Below are 17,466 nucleotides of genomic sequence, written 5' to 3' on the forward strand. Positions count from 1 at the left end.
GCATGACCGTCAGTTAAGGCCCTCTGTGTCGAACCTCGCCATCCTGAGCCTCAAGAACCGCGCCCTGATCGCTCTGGTGACAGTTGTCGCCGCGCTCTTCGGTGGCATCGCGCTCACGAGCCTCAAGCAAGAACTCATCCCTTCGATCGAGTTCCCGGCCGTCATCATCATCTCGACCTACCCCGGTGCATCGCCCGATGTGGTCAACAACGATGTGTCGACCCCGATCGAAGAAGCGATCCAGGGTGTGCCTGGTCTCGAATCCACCACCGCGACGAGCACGACCAACGCGTCGGTGGTGCAGGCATCGTTTGCGTACGGCACTGATCTCGGAACCGCAGAGCAGAAGCTGACGCAGGCGATCAACCGCATCTCGAATCAGCTTCCTGATGACGTTGATCCGCAGGTGATTCTGGCGAGCATCGATGACCTGCCGGTCATCCAGATTGCAGTGACGGGCTACGACGATCCCGAAACAATTCAGGCAGAGCTTGAAGCCAGCGTCATCCCAGAGCTCGAAGATGTTGACGGCGTCAACGCGGCGGGAATTGTCGGCGGTGTCGGGCAGCGGGTCACGATCACGCCAGACCAGGCAGAACTTGCTGCGGCGGGCTACAGTCAGCAGGCGATCACAGACGCGCTTGAACAGAACGGTGTGCTCTTCCCCGGCGGACAGATCACCGAGGGCGACGAGACCCTCACTGTTCAGACCGGATCGAAGCTGACCAGTGTCGACGATGTCTCGGCGCTGCCGCTGGTGCCCAGCACAGCAGAGCAGCTTCAAGCAGATGTTGTCACGATTGGCGACGTCGCCACCGTGGAGCAAGAGCAAGACCCTGTCACCAGCATCTCGCGCGTTGATGGGGAGCCTGCGCTCACCATCGCGATCACAAAGCTCCCCTCAGCCAACACGGTCGACGTCTCTTCCGGCGTGCTGGCAATTCTTCCTGACCTCGAAGAGTCGCTGGGCGGTGCGACGTTCACCGTGGTCTTCGACCAAGCGCCCTACATTCAAGAGTCGATCGACACCCTCGCGAAAGAGGGCATGCTCGGCCTCATCTTCGCAGTGCTGGTCATTTTGGTCTTCCTCCTCTCGGTTCGCGCCACGCTCGTTACCGCGATCTCGATCCCGACCAGCGTGCTGATCACTTTCATCGGCATCCAAACTTTCGGCTATTCGCTCAATATCCTGACCCTCGGTGCTCTCACCATCTCGATTGGTCGCGTGGTTGACGACGCGATCGTTGTTATCGAGAACATCAAGCGCCACTACGTCGGGGATGCCGACAAGAAGGCGTCGATTCTGCTCGGTGTGCGAGAGGTGGCCTCGGCTATCACCTCGTCGACGCTGACCACTGTTGCCGTCTTCTTGCCAATCGCCTTCGTGGGCGACGTGACCGGCGAGCTATTTCGTCCGTTCGCGTTGACGGTGACCATCGCGATGACGGCATCGTTGCTGGTTGCCTTGACGATCGTTCCTGTGCTCGCCTACTGGTTCTTGCGCCCCGGAAAACCGCTGCTCGACGCGAACGGTCAGCAGATTGATCCCGAGGATCCGTCTGCGCCGCTCAGCCGCCTGCAGCGAGGCTACGTGCCGATTCTCACCTGGACGCTCAAGCACTCCTGGACGACGTTGCTTCTCGCCGTGCTCGTGCTCGCGGGCACCGTTGCCGTCGCCCCGTTCATGAAGACGAACTTCTTGGGCGACAGCGGGCAGAACACCTTCACTGTCACTCAGGATCTTGGCCCGGCGCCAAGTCTTGAAACCGAAGAAGCTGCGGCTGAGCCCGTCGAAGCTGTGCTTCTGGGTATCGATGGTGTGGAAACGGTGCAGGTATCGATCGGCACGAGCGGCTCGGCGCTGGCGGACGCCTTCTCGGGTGGCGGCTCGGGTGTCACCTACTCGGTGACGACTGACCCCGGCTTCGACCAGGTAGAGATTCGCGAAGAGGTCACCGAAGCAGTTGCAGACCTCGACGATGTCGGAACCGTGACCGTGGGTTCGTCTCAGGGCGGATTCGGCGGCAGCGATATTGCCATCGACGTGACCGCTCCCGACGCGTCGACCTTGCAAGAGGCGACCGACGCAGTCGTAGCAGCGGTCGAAAGCCAAGAGGGCATTGGTCAGGTCTCGAGCAACTTGTCGTCATCACTGCCGTACATCGCGGTTGAGGTCGACGCCGACGCGGCTGCGGCGGTGGGCCTGTCTGAGGTTGCCGTTGGCGCGATCGTTTCCAACACCATGCAGGCTCAGTCGATTGGCACGGTAGAGGTCGACGACACCGCCCTGACCGTCTACCTTGCTGCTGCCGAAACCCCGCAGACTCTGGACGAGCTTCGCGAGTTGAGCATTCCCACCGCAGCGGGAGTCGTTCCTCTCGAAGAGATCGCGACGGTCGAGAACAGCTTTGGCCCGGCGTCAATCACGAGCGAGGGTGGGCAACGCACGTCGACGGTCACGGTCACGCCGTCGACTGACGACCTCGCCGCCGCAACGACGACCGTTACTGAAGCTCTGGATGACGCGAACCTGCCAGCATCAGCAGATGCCGAACTCGGCGGTGTGGTCACGCAACAGCAGGACGCGTTTACGCAGCTTGGTCTGGCGATGCTCGCTGCCATTCTGATCGTGTACATCATCATGGTCGCGACCTTCAAGTCGCTGCGCCAGCCGCTGCTGTTGCTCGTGTCGATTCCGTTCGCCGCGACTGGCGCGATTCTGCTGCAGATCGCGACGGGCGTTCCGCTCGGTGTCGCATCGCTGATCGGCGTGCTGATGCTGATCGGCATCGTGGTCACCAACGCGATCGTGCTCGTCGACCTCGTCAACCAATACCGCGAGAAGGGGCTCAGCTCTCACGACGCGACCCTCGCCGGTGGTGCTCGACGGCTGCGCCCGATTCTGATGACTGCTCTCGCGACGATCTTCGCTTTGACGCCGATGGCGATGGGCATCACCGGGCAGGGCGGCTTCATCTCGCAGCCGCTCGCGATCGTCGTCATCGGTGGACTCATCTCATCGACAGTGCTCACCCTGCTGGTGCTTCCCACGCTCTACAACCTCGTTGAGGGAGCAAAGGAACGCCGTGCCGAGCGCAAGCGCCGCCGTGATAGCGATGCCGCGGCGACCGACGGCGAAGGTGGCGGAGCGCGCGCCACTGGCACTGCGCTTGCGGCCGGTGGTGCTTCGACTGTTGCCGTAGCCCCGCCCGAGACACGACGGGAGCGGCGTGAACGCGAGCAGGCTGAGGCGCTTGCTGCGGCGAGCGAGTCACCTGAGATCGCGCAGTCGGCTGACGTCGCTGTTGTCGAGAGTGCTGCTGTTGCCGAAGGCGTCGATCGACCCGATGATTCGGTGATCGAGAACAGTGAAGGTGGCGGCGAGGTCGTTGCTGAAGGACCAATCGAACCAATAGAGCAAGCCGCCTCTGCAGAGGCAGATGAAGCTGCCAACGCCATGGATGCCGAGACAGCTACCGACACGGTAGAGCCCGCAGCCGAACCCGTCGATCACATTGAGTCGCACGAAGAGAATGATTCGACCGACGAAGCCGAGCCCGTGCTCGATGAGTCGAGTGGTGATGCAGACTCGGCCGAGAACGCCTCAGACAACGAGAACGTCGACAGCATTCCCGAGTGGAGCGCAGATGCACCTTCAGATGATGCACCTGGTGATGAGAACGACCACCGCGACTGAGCGATGACAATCGGGGGAGCGACCGCGTGATGACGCAGTCGCTCCCCCGTTTCTATTGCAATGACGGCGCCCAGCATATGAAGTCGTCTAGGAGCTTCGTTGCAACCAGGGTCGAAGCATGCGTGTGACCCAGGGCAGTACGAAGTAGGTCATGACCGGTGTGAGCATCACCGTCGCGAGCAGGATGCGCAACACCAGCGGCCAATGTTCAAACCCAGGCACGAAGCCGAGCGCCCACGAGGTGAGCAGGTTCATCGGGAAGAAGCCGATCCAGATGACGATTGCTTGCTTCCAGCGGGGCGGCGCTGCCGGAATCGGCTGCTGCACCGGGCCGGTGCTCACCGCCTCTGGCTCGCGAGGGTCAACGTGTGTCGCGCCCGCGGCGTCGAACCACCCTTCGATGCCTGTTCGCCTTTCGGCGCGCACCTCGTTCGCGAAGGCACGACCGCTCTCGAGCCACCACTCGCGCTGCGAAGACTGCTCCCATTCTTCGAGAGTGGTGAGATCGCGGAACCGGTACAGCATGTACCAGAGGTCGCTCGATTCACCGGCGCGCACCCAGCCTGATCCTAAGAAACCTGGAAAGGCCGTTGCCAGGTCGGTGCCCGCTTGCATCCAGCTTGTGGCTTCGCGCGTACGGGTGGGGTCGATGCGTCGTTCGATGGCGACGGTGATGGAGTGGGCTTCGGGTTCTGCCATGCCAACTATTCTGCGCGCAGCGAGTGCGCTGCCAGTCCGCGGCGATGCAGAGCCAGTTCTCAGGTGCCTCCGCTAGGCTCTCGGGGTCGGCTCTGGACACCGCGGCGTGCGCGGGTTTTGGGTTTGTGAGTCCAAGGGGCCGATGGTTTAGACACTTCCGTCTTTACGACCATCACGTTGAATGGCCCCCGGCCGACGATAGTCCGGGATACTCCGTGCCGCCGAAGCGGCTAGCGTTTGTGCGCGATCTGTGGAGCGCTGTTCTCAAGAGAACAACCCAGAAGGACACCCACCATGCCTAAGAGCAAGAAGCCTGCCGGCGGTCGCCCCGCCAAGAATTTCGAACCGCGCTACGGCGCGACCACCAGCTACCAGGACCGCAAGCGTCGCCCCGGCGAGTCATCGAGCGGCACCCAGGGAAGCAAGAGCCCGAGTCACCGCGGCCACCGACCCGCAGAATCTTCGGATGGTGCGCCCAAGCGCCGTTGGAACGCGCAAGAGCGCGCCGGCCGTGACGAAGCGCGCGGCATCCGCACCCACGCCGGGTCTGACCGTGGGCCGCGTCGTGACGACCGTAGCGATCGTCCGAATCGTTCGTATGACAGCAAGGCTCCTCGTCGTGATGACCGCGGCGACCGCCCCGCGCGCTCTTATGACGATCGTGCACCGCGTCGTGACGACCGCAATGATCGTTCCGCCCGTTCGTACGACAACAAGTCGCCACGTCGTGATGATCGCAGTGATCGTCCGACTCGTTCGTATGACAGCAAGGCTCCTCGTCGTGATGACCGCGGCGACCGCCCGACTCGTTCGTATGACAGCAAGGCTCCTCGTCGTGATGATCGCAGTGATCGTCCGACTCGTTCGTATGACAGCAAGGCTCCTCGTCGTGATGACCGCGGCGACCGCCCGACTCGTTCGTACGACAACGATCGCCCGGCCCGCCCCGCGCAAGATCGTGTCGAGCGCGACAACCGTCGATCGTTCGGCGACGCACGCCCCTCGTACCGCAACGATGACCGCGCGCGCCAGAGCAGCAGCGACCGACCGCGTCGCGATGACCCGCGTCGCGAAAGCAACCCCACCCGCTCTGACTGGAACGCCAAGTCGCGCTCAGCGGCTCAAGAGGCTCACGTAGACGTCGTTCACGAGCGACTTCAGGGCAAGGCCATTCAAGCGGCGCTGGTCGCCAACGTCTCGTTCGGTGACCTCGGCCTCGGCGAAAACATCGTTCAGGTGTTGACCGGAATGGGCGCGAGCGCGCCGTTCCCGATTCAGGCGGCGACGGTCAAGCCGATCCTCAATGGCAAAGACGTGCTCGCGCGCGGACGCACCGGCTCTGGCAAGACGATTGCCTTCGGCGCTCCGCTCGTTGAGAGTGTGTTGCGCTCGCAGAAGGGCCAGCGTCGCGAGTTCGGTCGTTCACCGAAGGCGCTCATCTTGGCGCCGACGCGCGAGCTCGCACTGCAGATCGACCGCACCATTCAGCCGATCGCACGCAGTGTGGGCCTGTTCACCACTCAGATCTATGGTGGTGTTCCCGCCGGTCGTCAGGTAGGTGCGCTCAAAAAGGGTGTCGACATCATCATCGGCACACCGGGTCGTATCGAAGACCTGATGAATCAGGGCAAGCTCGACCTCTCGCAGATTCAGATCACCGTTCTCGACGAGGGTGACCACATGTGTGAGCTGGGCTTCCTGGAGCCGGTGCAGCGCATCTTGCGCGAGACCGCACCGGGCAGCCAGAAGCTGCTCTTCTCGGCAACGCTTGACCGCGAGGTCGCTGCCCTGGTTGACGAATTCCTCGTTGACCCCGCCGTCTACGAAGTTGCTGGTGAAGACCAGGACTCCGGCACGATCGACCACCGAGTGCTTGTCATCGACCATCGCAACAAGGCGGAGATCCTGGCGTCGCTCGTCGACCGTGAAGGCAAGACGCTCGTCTTCACTCGCACCCGCGCCTACGCCGAGATGCTGGCTGAGCAGTTCGATGATGCCGGCATTCGCGCACTTGCCCTGCACGGTGACCTCAACCAGGCCAAGCGCACCCGCAACCTTGAGCGCATGACTTCGGGACGAGTGCACGTGCTCGTCGCCACCGATGTCGCTGCCCGAGGCATCCACGTCGATGACATCGATCTGGTCGTGCAAGCCGACGCTCCTGACGAGTACAAGACCTACCTCCACCGCTCGGGCCGCACGGGTCGTGCCGGTCGCTCAGGTACCGTCGTCACCCTGATTCCGCGCCAGCGCCGCAACCGAATGAGTGACCTGCTGGATCGTGCAGAGATCGATGCTCCGTTCGATGAGGTGCGCCCCGGCGATGCTCTTATCGAGGAGCTCGCCAACCGCCAGCTCTCGAACGTCGACGCATAACTCTTGCTGAGCCGAAGAAGCCCGTCCCTGTCGGGGCGGGCTTCTTCGCGTCTGGCAGTTAGAAGAGCGTCGCCCCGGCTGCGGCCCGCCCGCGGCTGGTCGTGACAACGCGTGAGCGTGCTGCGAGGCCCGAGACAGGTGCGCCTCTAGGGTGATCGTCTTCGGCGTAGCCGTCGAGGCCGTGAACCCGCATGAGTGGGCGCACCCGCTTTGCCAGCCACGAGCGATAGCCCTTGGGTGCGTTGGCTGAAACGCCCGGGTAAAGGCCCAGATATGACGATACAAGTTCTGGATGCTCATTCTCGAGCCACTGCATGAACCACTGTTTGGCTCCGGGGCGCAAGTGCAAAGCGCCATAGACGACTCGCACCGCGCCTGCGGCGCGGATCTCATGGAGTGCATGATCGATCACGGCGATCGAGTCTGTCAGGTGCGGAATGATCGGCATCAGAAAGACCGTGACACGAAAGCCCGCGTCGGCCGCGGCACGCACAGTCGCCAGTCGTGCGGCCGTGCTCGGAGTGCCCGGTTCGATCAGTTTCTGCAGCTGATCATCGAAGACGGCGATCGACAGCGCGATCGACACGCGCACCGAATCGGCGGCATCTTTGAGCAGCGGAAGATCACGCCTAAGCAACGTCCCTTTCGTCAGGATTGAGAACGGTGTTCCCGCTTCAGTGAGCGCACTCGCAATCTCAGGCATGAGCTGGTATTTACCTTCGGCGCGTTGGTAGGGATCGGTGTTGGTGCCGAGCATTACCGGCTCTTGTTGCCACGTGGAGCGGTTGAGCTCACGCCTCAGCACATCGGCGACATTGACTTTGACGATGATCTGCGAATCGAAGTCGCGACCCGCATCGAGCTCAAGGTACTCGTGGGTTCCTCGTGCGAAACAGTATGAACAGGCGTGACTGCAGCCGCGATATGGATTCACCGTCCAGTCGAAAGGCATCGCGGACGAGCCCGGAACGTGGTTCAGTGCTGATTTGCAGAGCACCTCGTGAAAGGTCATCTCGGCGAACTCGGGAGTGCTGACCGACTGAACCAGCGAGTTCAGACTCTCAAGGCCCGGCAGGGCTGAAGCATCCGCTGTTCCCAATTGCTGCCCTTGCCATCTCATAGCAACAGTCGAACATAGCTGCGATAGTTAAGTCAATGCGGCTCGGGTGAGATAGAAACTATTCGATACCCGCCTGCCTGTTCAGGGGATCGTGATGAATGCGGGTGACAATAGAAAGTGTGACCAGCACGCAACAGCCGCCACGCGAACCTCAGTCGCGGCGCGAACGGCGCGCGTCCGCGCTGCTAGATGCCGAAGCGTCTGCGCCACGCCATGCTCGCGATCGCCGCGCCGCGCGTATTGGCGTCGGTTTCGCGGCGATCGTGGCTGCCTCGCTGCTGGTCGGTTCGGCGGTCGCTGTCACTGCGGCGCTCTCGGGTCCGGCGATCGCGCACGACCCCGTGTTGAATGAGGACTCGAGCGTCGACGTGCCGATGCCGGCCGCGGCCAAGGAGATTCCCGCTGCCACCGATGGGGCCGTCGCCCTCGCGGACGACATCTGCGCTCTAGACGGGGTCGTCGCGAAGCTCGACGCTGGCGAAGACGAAGCCGCCATCATCGCGGCCGGTGGTGGCGAAGCCGTGCGGTCAGCCATCGTCGCGGGGCGAGCCGACTGCTTCTCGCTTGACGATCCCGAGCGCCAATGGGTAGTGATCAACAAGGCGCGACCGCTCGACCCGATCGACTACGCCCCCAGTTCGCTCGCAGGCTCGGAGGGCGTGCAGAGCATCTCGGGCGGCAAGCTGCGCAACGATCCGGCAGCAGCGCTTTCTGAGATGGCAGCCGCCGCGGCAGGGGATGGTGCCGGCGTGATCGCGCTTCAGAGCGCATACCGCTCCTACACGACGCAACAGAGTTCCTATGGCACCCAGGTGGATTCGCGGGGCGTCGCGGGGGCTGACATGGTGAGTGCCCGACCCGGTTACAGCGAACACCAGACGGGACTCGCCGCCGACGTGGTCGCCTGCGATGGTGGCTGCGGCACGCTCGACGAGCTGGCAGCGACGCCGCAGGGTGAATGGGTCGCGGCCGAGTCGTGGCGCTACGGCTGGATAGTGCGCTACGAAGAAGGATTCACCGAGATCAGCGGATATTCGCCCGAGCCTTGGCACTTGCGCTACGTCGGCAACGAGCTCGCTGCCGCATATCACGCGGGCGGATACTCCACACTGGAGGACTTCTTCGGACTAGACGCCGCACCGACGTACCCGCAATAGTGACACCAGCGGTGCAATCAGCATCCGTCATGCTGAGATCAATCTGAAACTCAGTGTCAGCTCACACTAGACGCAATCTCACACAGGAGTAAGATCAGTGACGGGCTGCAGAGGCGCGACGCGTCGGGCTCAGCTCCTCAAAGACGAGAGGGAGGCGCACATGAAGCGCGACATTTACGACGAGGACCACGAAGCATTCCGCGACGTCGTCAAAGAGTTCGTCAAGCGATACGCAACGACCGAAGCGCGTGAGCGTTGGGATGCGGCGGGCGAGATCGACCGCGAAACCATGCTCGCCGCGGGCGAGTCAGGCCTCATTGGCCTCTCGGTGCCCGAAGAGTTCGGCGGCGCGGGAATGCTGCAGGACTACCGGTTCCGCACGATCGTGAACGAAGAAGTCATCGGTGCTGGCGCCGGTTCCCTCGCGGGCGCGTTCGGCATTCAGGACGACCTTGCGGTTCCCTATATCGTGCACATGGGCACGCAGGAGCAGAAAGAGAAGTGGCTGCCCCGCATGGCGACCGGTGAGGTTCTCGGCGCTCTTGCCATGACGGAGCCTGGCGCAGGCAGCGACCTGCGCGGTGCGAGTACGACCGCCAAGAAGGTTGACGGTGGCTACATCGTCAACGGCGCGAAGACCTTCATCTCTTCGGGCAAGACGGCCGACATTGTCGTCACGTTCGTCAAGACCGGCGAGGGCAACCGCCCCGATGCTTTCAGTCTTCTCATCATCGAGAACGGCATGGAGGGCTTCGAGCACGGCAAGAAGCTCAACAAGATGGGATCGCACGGTCACGACACCGCGGAGCTCTCATTCGCTGACGTCTTCGTGCCCGACGAGAACCTGATCAGCGGCAAGGAGGGTCAGGGTTTCATTCAGCTGATGATGAACCTGCCGCTTGAACGACTGTCGATCGGTATCGCTGCCGCTGCTGCTTCGCAGGCTGGCTTCGCATGGACGGTTGAGTACACGAAGAGCCGTGAGGCTTTCGGCGAACGCATCATCGACTTCCAGAACACTCGCTTCAAGCTTGCTGATATCTCGACCACGGTCGAGGTGATGTGGGCATATCTCGACCGCGCACTGCTGGCGTATAAGGACGGAAAGCTCACGGCCGAAGAAGCCGCGAAGGTCAAGTTCTGGACGACCGAGCGGGAGTGGGAGATCCTCGACTCCTGCGTGCAGCTGCACGGCGGCTATGGCTACATCACCGAGTACCCGATCGCTCAGGCGTTGCTCGACGCACGCGTTCACCGCATCTACGGCGGCACGAACGAGATCATGCGTGAGATCGTCGGTCGTCAGATCGCAGGCAAGCGCTAGGCGCTCGTTCAAATGCCGCGTCTCGCCCGTCGGGCGGGCGCGGCATTTCGCGTCACCAGCAGCCCGCTACGCGAGAGTCCACGGATAGGTGAACCAGAAGATCAGGGCGGATGCTGCGACGAACAGCACGACAAACACCGTGTCGCGCGTGTGCCACGGCACCAGATAGCGCTCGGTGCGATCAGGGTAGGCGCCGAAGGCGCGCGCATCCATCGCAAGCGCCACTCGCTCAGCGTGTCGGATCGCCCCCGCGAGCAGCGGCACAATGTAGCCGCTCCATCGTGCGATGGCGGCAACTGGCCCCCGTCCACCGTGGGCACCGCGCACGCGGTGGGCTTGCCTGATGACCTCTAGCTCATACCCGAAACGCGGCACGAAGCGGAAGGCGGCAAGTGCCGTGTAGCCGATGCGATATGGCACGCGCAGCTGCTGCACCATGGAGCGCACGAGATCTGGACCGGTGGTCGACAGCCCGACGATCAGCGTGAGCGAGACGATCGCGGCGATGCGGAGCCCGGTCGTGAAGCCGATGGCCAGCGCACCCCAATACAGTGTCCAGCCGCCGATCTGCAGGGCGGGGGCCGTGTGGTCAACCTGTGCGGCATCGGTCCAGATCGAAAACCCGACACCGATGACGATGATGGCGAGCGGCACGGCCACGAGTACTGCGGCAAGACGTTTTGTCATCGATGCTCCGACGAGGATGATCGCGTAGCTGAGCACGATGAAGGCCGCGGGGGTGGCAGCATCCCGAACGAAAACCAGCAACACCATCGCGGGCAGCGGGGCCAACAGCTTGCCAAGCGGATTGAGAGCGTAGAGAAAACGAATGGGGGATGCCGCTGATCGCCCCGCGTACGGATCGAACTCCTGTTGCGCGGGTGTCACGAGGGTCGCGGCAGTCATGAGGTGGCCCCGCCGGGAAGGTCTCGAAGACGTGCGACTCCTGTGAGATCAGGATGCGAGGGCAGATTTGTGAGGGCCTGCCGAAGCGGCGGCAGGCGCAGTCCCGCGCGCTCGATCAGCGCCTGGTCGTCGAAAATGTGGGCTGTGGGTCCGGCGGCGATGACACGGCCATCGGCGAGCACGATCGTGCGGTCGGCGTACTCGGTGACCAATTGCATGTCGTGGGTGACCACAACGATGGTGGTGCCGTGATCATTGAGCTCGCGCAACAGCGACAGCAACTCGTCGGCGCGAGCACGATCTTGCCCGAACGTCGGTTCGTCGAGCACGAGAATCGGAGCTCCCGCGACCAGCGCGGTGCCGACCGAGAGGCGTCGCTTCTGTCCTCCTGAGAGCAGGAAGGGATGGCTGAGTGCCTTCTCAGCGAGACCAAACCTCTCGAGCAGCGCCAAGGTGCGCGCTTCTACTTCGTCTTCTGGCAGACGTTGGCGCCGCAGCCCGTGCGCGACCTCGTCGAACACCGTATGCGCGATGAACTGGTGCTCAGGGTTTTGGAAGACGAAGCCGATGAGTGAGCTCGTGGTGCGCGAGTCCGCGCGAGCGACATCGACCCGCCCCCGGTCCACGGCCCTGCCCCCGCTTGCAGGGGGGGTCGAGTGCACCGTCTCACTCAAGTACACCGTGCCGCGCGGTGGCGGGATGACGCCGGCAATCGCCTGGATCAGGCTGGTCTTGCCTGCACCGTTCGCTCCGACGATTGCAACGAACTCGCCCTCAAGGATCTCGAGGTTCACGTCATGAAGCACCGCGGTGCGGCCGCGTCGAAGGGTGAGGCGGCGCACCTCGATTGCGGTCTCGGGTGCGGATGCTGCGCGTGGCGCGAGTGCGCCTGGCTGCGGCACCTCGTCGTTTGCCTCAGCTATCGGCGCCGGCGTCGACTCAAGGGCAGCGCGTAGTTCGGCCGGCGTGAGGGGGAGGGGATCGAATACGTATCCGGCGCGACGCATGCGAAGTGCGGCGATCGTAGAGACCGGCAGCCATACTCCCATCTCATGCAGCTGGGCAGCGCGATCGCGCAGCACTTCGTCGACAGCTCCGTCAAAGGCCACAACGCCCGCGTGGTCGAGCACGACGACGCGGTCGACGAAACCGATCGCGGCATCGAGGTTGTGCTCTACGAGGAGGATCGCGTGATCCCCGGCAGCAACCAGCTCAGCGAGGGCCTGGTAGACGTCTTCAATTCCCTGGGGATCGAGGTTGGCGGTGGGCTCATCGAGCACGAGCAGCGGTGCTCCCATAGCTAGCGCGCAAGCAATCGCAAGGCGCTGGCGGCCACCGCCCGAAAGACGGTCAGGATTCTCGCGGCGACGCTCCCACAGCCCCACCTGCCGAAGCGCGGCCTCCGCGCGCGAGAGCACCGCGGCAACGGGCATTCGAAGGTTCTCGGGACCGAAAGCCACCTCGTCGAGAAGCGTTCCGGTCACCAGCTGCGCGTCGGGGTCCTGAAACACCATGCCAACGCGGGTGCTCATTTCGGCTACGGGGGTCTCGAGAGTGTTAAGCGTGTCGACCAAGAGCGATCCGGCAACGCCAGCTGGTATCGCGTGCGGGATCAACCCGTTGAGGGCGAGGGTGAGGGTCGACTTTCCTGAACCAGAAGGCCCGAGCAGCAGCACGACCTCGCCGGCGGCGATCTCGAAAGAGACGGACGCGGGAGAGGCTACTGATTCGCCATCGTGGGTGATCGCGACGTCGCGCAACCGCACCAGGGGCACTGCGAAGTCGGCCGCCCCAGCGGCGGAGGAGTCGCGCTCGAGTGCGGTCATGAAACTTTCCGAAGGTGAACTTAGTCAGTCCTAACTTAGTTCACCCTAAGGAATACAGCGAGTCTCACAGAGCACTGCGTGCTCAGCCGTGCACCCGGCGCGGCACACCAGCGCGGCGCAGGGCCCGACCGATGCCGAGGCCCACTGCCGTCCACGCGACGGGGCCGGCGATGAACAGCGCTACGTAGAAAATCTGTCCCCATAGGGGGAAGCGAGTGACGTCTGCCGCGAACCAGATCGCGACGGCGATGACGGCGCCCACGACTACCGCCGAGACAAAGAACCGCCACGGCTGCCACTGCTTGTAGCGCGAAGTCGCAGCCACCAGTTCCTGCAGTCCCCCGATAAGCAGGGCGGTGCCGATGTAGCGACCGATCCAAGGCGGGGTCATCGCGCTTGCCACGAGGGCCGCGACGAAATGAGTGATCAGCGCAACCCACGGCGCGCGCAGCAGCTCTTGGGCGACCACCCCGGGAAGCACGTGCACACCAAGCACGAGTCCATAGAGGATGGGCAAAGTCGCCGAAACGGGCACGCTGATGACGCCAGCAGCCACCTGCAACACACCTGTCGCGACGCCGATCGCGGCGCATGTGAGCAAGACGCTCGTAGATAGGCGCGATCGTGAAGTCACTCGCCCAGCGTAGCCCCGGTCTCTCATCGGATTCTCACAATGCCTTATTCACAAGCCTGAAGCTGTGGGTTAGCTTTGATTTTGCGGGTGTCGACGACGACATCTGCTCAACTTCCTAGACACCAGGGAGCACTTCATGGGTCGAAATACCTTGAGGGCTGCAGCGGCGATTACCCTCGCCGCGCTGTTCGCAAGTACCGCTACCGCCAGCTTCGGCGCGACCGACGAGGAGGTGACAGTCCCAGCGCCCATCGATTCGCCCAGCGGCAACTACATCGTTCTTCTCGAGGAGGAACCGGTTGCTGGCTATGAGGGCGGCGAAGCGGGCCTTGCGCCCACCAAACCTGAAGAAGGCGAGAAACTCGACCCTCGGTCGCGCAACGCTCAGAACTACACCGAGTTTCTCGAAGAGCGCCAAAGCGAGGTTGCTGCAGAAGCCGGCGTCGAGGTCGAAGCGACCTACCAGGTCACGCTCAACGGCTTCAGCGCGCAGATGTCACCAGAAGAAGCTGGCAAGCTGTCGGCCGCGAAGGGTGTGCTCGCCGTGTACCCCGACGAGATCCGCCACCCCGACGCCGTTTCGTCCACCGAGTTCCTCGGCCTTGAAGGCGAAGACGGAGTCTGGCAGTCGGTCGGTGGCGTTGCTGCCGCGGGCGAGGGCGTTGTGGTGGGTGTCGTCGACACCGGGATCGCACCCGAGAGTCCTTCATTTGCTGGCGAGCCGCTTGGGACAATCCCCGGTGAAGAGCCCTATCTTGTCGACAACAACGTCGTTTTCGACAAAGCAGATGGGCAGCAGTTCATCAGCGAGCGCGTATCGGGCGAGGAATGGGACAACAGCGACTATTCGACCAAGCTCATCGGCGCGAAGTACTTCTCGTCGGGCGCGGCTGCAGCCGGCTATGACTTCGGTGCTGACTACCTCTCACCCCGCGATGGTGATACTCACGGTTCCCACACCGCGAGCACTGCCGCTGGCAACCCGGGGGTGTCGGCATCTGTTGCGGGCACCGACTTCGGCACCATCTCTGGCGTCGCACCAGCCGCAAAAGTAGCCTCATACAAGGCCTGCTATGTCGGCCCCGATCCGCTCACGACCGATGACGATATCTGCGCCCTGAGCGATCTTCTCAGCGCGATCGATGCTGCCGTCGCAGACGGCGTTGACGTCATCAACTACTCGATCGGTGGCGGCTCAGCCACCTCGACACTCGCCGCCGACGACGTTTCGTTCTTCTACGCAGCCGTTGCGGGTGTTTTCGTCTCGGTGAGCGCTGGCAACTCCGGTCCGGATGCTTCGACTGCCGATCATGCCTCACCCTGGTACATGACTGTGGCAGCATCCACTATCCCGACTTACGAAGGCACCGTGCAGTTGCCCAACGGCTTCGAGGCTGCGGGTGCGTCGATCTCAGTGCCGTTCGGCACGACGATCACCGACGACGTCATCTATGCGGGCGACGCAGCTCTTTCGGGTCAATCCCCGACCGAGGCCGCGCTCTGCTACCTCGACACTCTCGACCCTGCCGTTGTCGAGGGCAAGATCGTGGTCTGTGACCGCGGCACGATTGCCAGAGTCGAGAAGTCCGAAGCTGTTGCCGAGGCCGGCGGGGTGGGCATGATTCTGGTGAACGTCACGCCGGGATCGCTCGACAACGACTTTCACTCGGTGCCTACCGTGCACCTGGGCGACGAGTACCGCGACGCGATTCTCGAATATGTGCGCGTGACGCCGAACCCGACGGCAACTCTCATCGGTGACAACGTCACCGGCGTTGAAACACCCACGCCACAGGTGGCGGGCTTCTCAAGCCGCGGTCCGATGCTGGCCGACGGCAGTGACGTCATCAAACCTGATATCTCCGCACCCGGTGTCGCTATTCTCGCGGCGGCCGCGAATGCCCCTGGTGAGGCGGGCGCGTTCGAATTTCTCTCAGGAACCTCGATGTCATCACCTCATATTGCAGGCCTCGGGGCGCTGTACCTCGGCGAGCGACCTCTCGCCAGCCCGGCTGAGGTCAAGTCGGCAATGATGACCACGGCGTATGACACGGTCGACGCGTCGAACAACGCGGTCACCGATCCATTTGCGCAGGGCGCGGGTCACGTGGATCCGACACGGTTCTTCGAGCCAGGCCTTCTCTATCTCAACGGACCGAATGACTGGGCCGCATACATGGAGGGCACGGGCAACGCAGACTTTGCCGAGATCGAACCGATCGACCCCAGCGATCTGAATCTCGCGTCTATCGGTATCGGGAGCCTGTCAGGATCGCAGTCCGTCACCCGCACGGTCACCGCGACCACAGCGGGAACCTACACGGCATCGGTGTCGTTTCCAGGTATCGCGGCTGAGGTTTCACCCTCACAGGTGACGCTCGCCGAAGGTGAGAGCGTCGAGTTCACCGTCACGTTCTCAAACGAGAGCGCTGCGGTCGAGCAGTGGTCGACGGGTTCGCTGACGTGGACGGGCGACAACGGGATCACCGTCCGCTCACCGCTGGCTGTGCAGCCGGTCACCGCCGATGCGCCGGAGTCAGTGGTCGGTCAGGGCATCACATCGAGCACCGATATCGCTTTCATCTCGGGTATCTCGGGTGAGTTGCCGCTGAACCTCAGCGGACTTGCGCCGCTGGAGCTGCTTGTGGCGCCGGATGCCCCAGAAGGGCATTCAGGCGACGAAGCCTCGGGTGATGCGAACGGCAATATCTCTTGGATCACCGAGATCGAAGAGGGCACGCGCCTCGCACAATGGACGCTCGACTCCTCTGACGATGTCGGCAGCGACCTCGACCTGTTCGTCTACCACGTCGTGAGCCCTGACGATCTGCGTTACTACGAGGTATGGCAGTCAGCAACAGGCTCGGCCGACGAGCAGGTCACATTGGACTACCCAGAAGCCGGCACCTACCTGATCATCGCGAACCTGTACTCGGTAGCCGATCCGATGACGTGGGACCTCCACGAAGCAATCGTGACGCCCGATGGCGTCGGCGAATTCACGGCGGAGCCAAACCCCGTCACGGTGGCCCAGGGCGAGCAAGCAACCCTCACCGCTTCGTGGCAGAACCTTGAACCGTCAACCAGCTATCTCGGCGTCGTGCAGTATGGCGACTCTGCGGTGCGCACGCTGGTCACGGTCGAGGCTGGCGACCCCGCTCCGGTTGCCACCAAGGCTCCGAAGATCACTGGCTCGGCGAAGGTTGGAAAAACGCTCAAGGCTGACGCGGGAAAGTGGACACCGAGCGGAGTTGCGGTGACCTATCAATGGCTGCGCGATGGCGAACCCATTGATGGAGCAACGACGCCCCGCTACGAGGTGACTTCTGCAGATGCCGGTTCAGCACTCTCCATTCAGGTGACCGCAACGCAGAGCGGAAACGTGAACAGCGGTGTGGCCGTGAGCGACGAAGTGATCGTGAAGAGCAACTCGAAGACGACGGTCAAGATGAACCGATACGTCGGCAAGTCTTCGCAGACTTTCGAAGTGAACGTGTCGGTGCAGGTCTCGGGTGATGCCGCAGCCGAAGGCGAAGTGACAGTGCGGGTGGACTCCAAGAAGTACACCGGCACACTGACCGACGGTGCGCTAAGCATCACACTGCCGAGGCAGAGCAGCGGCATACACGTTGTGACCGCCGTCTACGACGGTGCCGAGACGGTTGAGAGATCAGCAGGAGTGACCGGGTTCTTGGTGCTGCGCTAACGGGAAGACGGTTGAAGGGCG

The 17,466-nt window shown here is 63.1% G+C and carries 10 protein-coding genes; 5 read left to right on the forward strand and 5 right to left on the reverse strand.

The features are described from left to right. Positions 1-25: 25 nt before the first annotated feature. Positions 26-3,697 carry an efflux RND transporter permease subunit gene (locus tag SJY18_RS09675; protein ID WP_396667391.1) on the forward strand — a complete coding sequence of 1,224 codons (3,672 nt, stop codon included), beginning with the start codon at positions 26-28 and terminating at the stop codon, positions 3,695-3,697. Between the two features lie 87 nt (positions 3,698-3,784). Here SJY18_RS09675 and SJY18_RS09680 read toward each other — a convergent pair whose 3' ends face one another. Further along, positions 3,785-4,396 (reverse strand): antibiotic biosynthesis monooxygenase, encoded by a 612-nt coding sequence (locus tag SJY18_RS09680; protein ID WP_396667392.1) that lies wholly within the window; start codon positions 4,394-4,396, stop codon positions 3,785-3,787. A 294-nt stretch (positions 4,397-4,690) separates the two neighbouring features. On the opposite strand from SJY18_RS09680, the gene SJY18_RS09685 reads away from it, so the two are divergent. Further along, positions 4,691-6,772 carry a DEAD/DEAH box helicase gene (locus SJY18_RS09685; RefSeq protein WP_396667393.1) on the forward strand — a complete coding sequence of 694 codons (2,082 nt, stop codon included), beginning with the start codon at positions 4,691-4,693 and terminating at the stop codon, positions 6,770-6,772. A 58-nt stretch (positions 6,773-6,830) separates the two neighbouring features. Here the strand turns inward: SJY18_RS09685 and SJY18_RS09690 are convergent, their stop codons facing one another. Beyond that, on the reverse strand, positions 6,831-7,892 hold the full coding sequence (locus SJY18_RS09690; RefSeq protein WP_396667394.1) for an Rv2578c family radical SAM protein: 1,062 nt from the start codon (positions 7,890-7,892) through the stop codon (positions 6,831-6,833). Between the two features lie 119 nt (positions 7,893-8,011). On the opposite strand from SJY18_RS09690, the gene SJY18_RS09695 reads away from it, so the two are divergent. Further along, positions 8,012-9,049 (forward strand): M15 family metallopeptidase, encoded by a 1,038-nt coding sequence (locus SJY18_RS09695; RefSeq protein WP_396667395.1) that lies wholly within the window; start codon positions 8,012-8,014, stop codon positions 9,047-9,049. Positions 9,050-9,209: 160 nt separating this feature from the next. Further along, on the forward strand, positions 9,210-10,373 hold the full coding sequence (locus SJY18_RS09700) for an acyl-CoA dehydrogenase family protein (RefSeq protein ID WP_396667396.1): 1,164 nt from the start codon (positions 9,210-9,212) through the stop codon (positions 10,371-10,373). Positions 10,374-10,439: 66 nt separating this feature from the next. Here SJY18_RS09700 and SJY18_RS09705 read toward each other — a convergent pair whose 3' ends face one another. From SJY18_RS09705 to SJY18_RS09715, 3 genes are all read right to left on the reverse strand, one after another. Beyond that, on the reverse strand, positions 10,440-11,279 hold the full coding sequence (locus SJY18_RS09705) for an energy-coupling factor transporter transmembrane component T (protein WP_396667397.1): 840 nt from the start codon (positions 11,277-11,279) through the stop codon (positions 10,440-10,442). After that, on the reverse strand, positions 11,276-13,105 hold the full coding sequence (locus SJY18_RS09710; protein WP_396667398.1) for an ABC transporter ATP-binding protein: 1,830 nt from the start codon (positions 13,103-13,105) through the stop codon (positions 11,276-11,278). The genes SJY18_RS09705 and SJY18_RS09710 overlap by 4 nt, the downstream gene beginning before the upstream one ends. An 82-nt stretch (positions 13,106-13,187) precedes the next feature. Next, complete coding sequence (locus SJY18_RS09715; protein ID WP_396667399.1) at positions 13,188-13,739, reverse strand: ECF transporter S component; 552 nt, start codon at positions 13,737-13,739, stop codon at positions 13,188-13,190. A gap of 136 nt (positions 13,740-13,875) precedes the next feature. Between SJY18_RS09715 and SJY18_RS09720 the strand changes: the two genes are divergently transcribed. Then, entirely contained in the window at positions 13,876-17,445 is a 3,570-nt protein-coding gene (locus SJY18_RS09720) for a S8 family serine peptidase (protein ID WP_396667400.1), read from the forward strand. Positions 17,446-17,466 lie beyond the last annotated feature (21 nt).

Origin of the sequence: Microbacterium sp. R86528 (assembly GCF_044596335.1) — a bacterium.
Classification (GTDB): Bacteria; Actinomycetota; Actinomycetes; order Actinomycetales; family Microbacteriaceae; genus Microbacterium; species Microbacterium marmarense.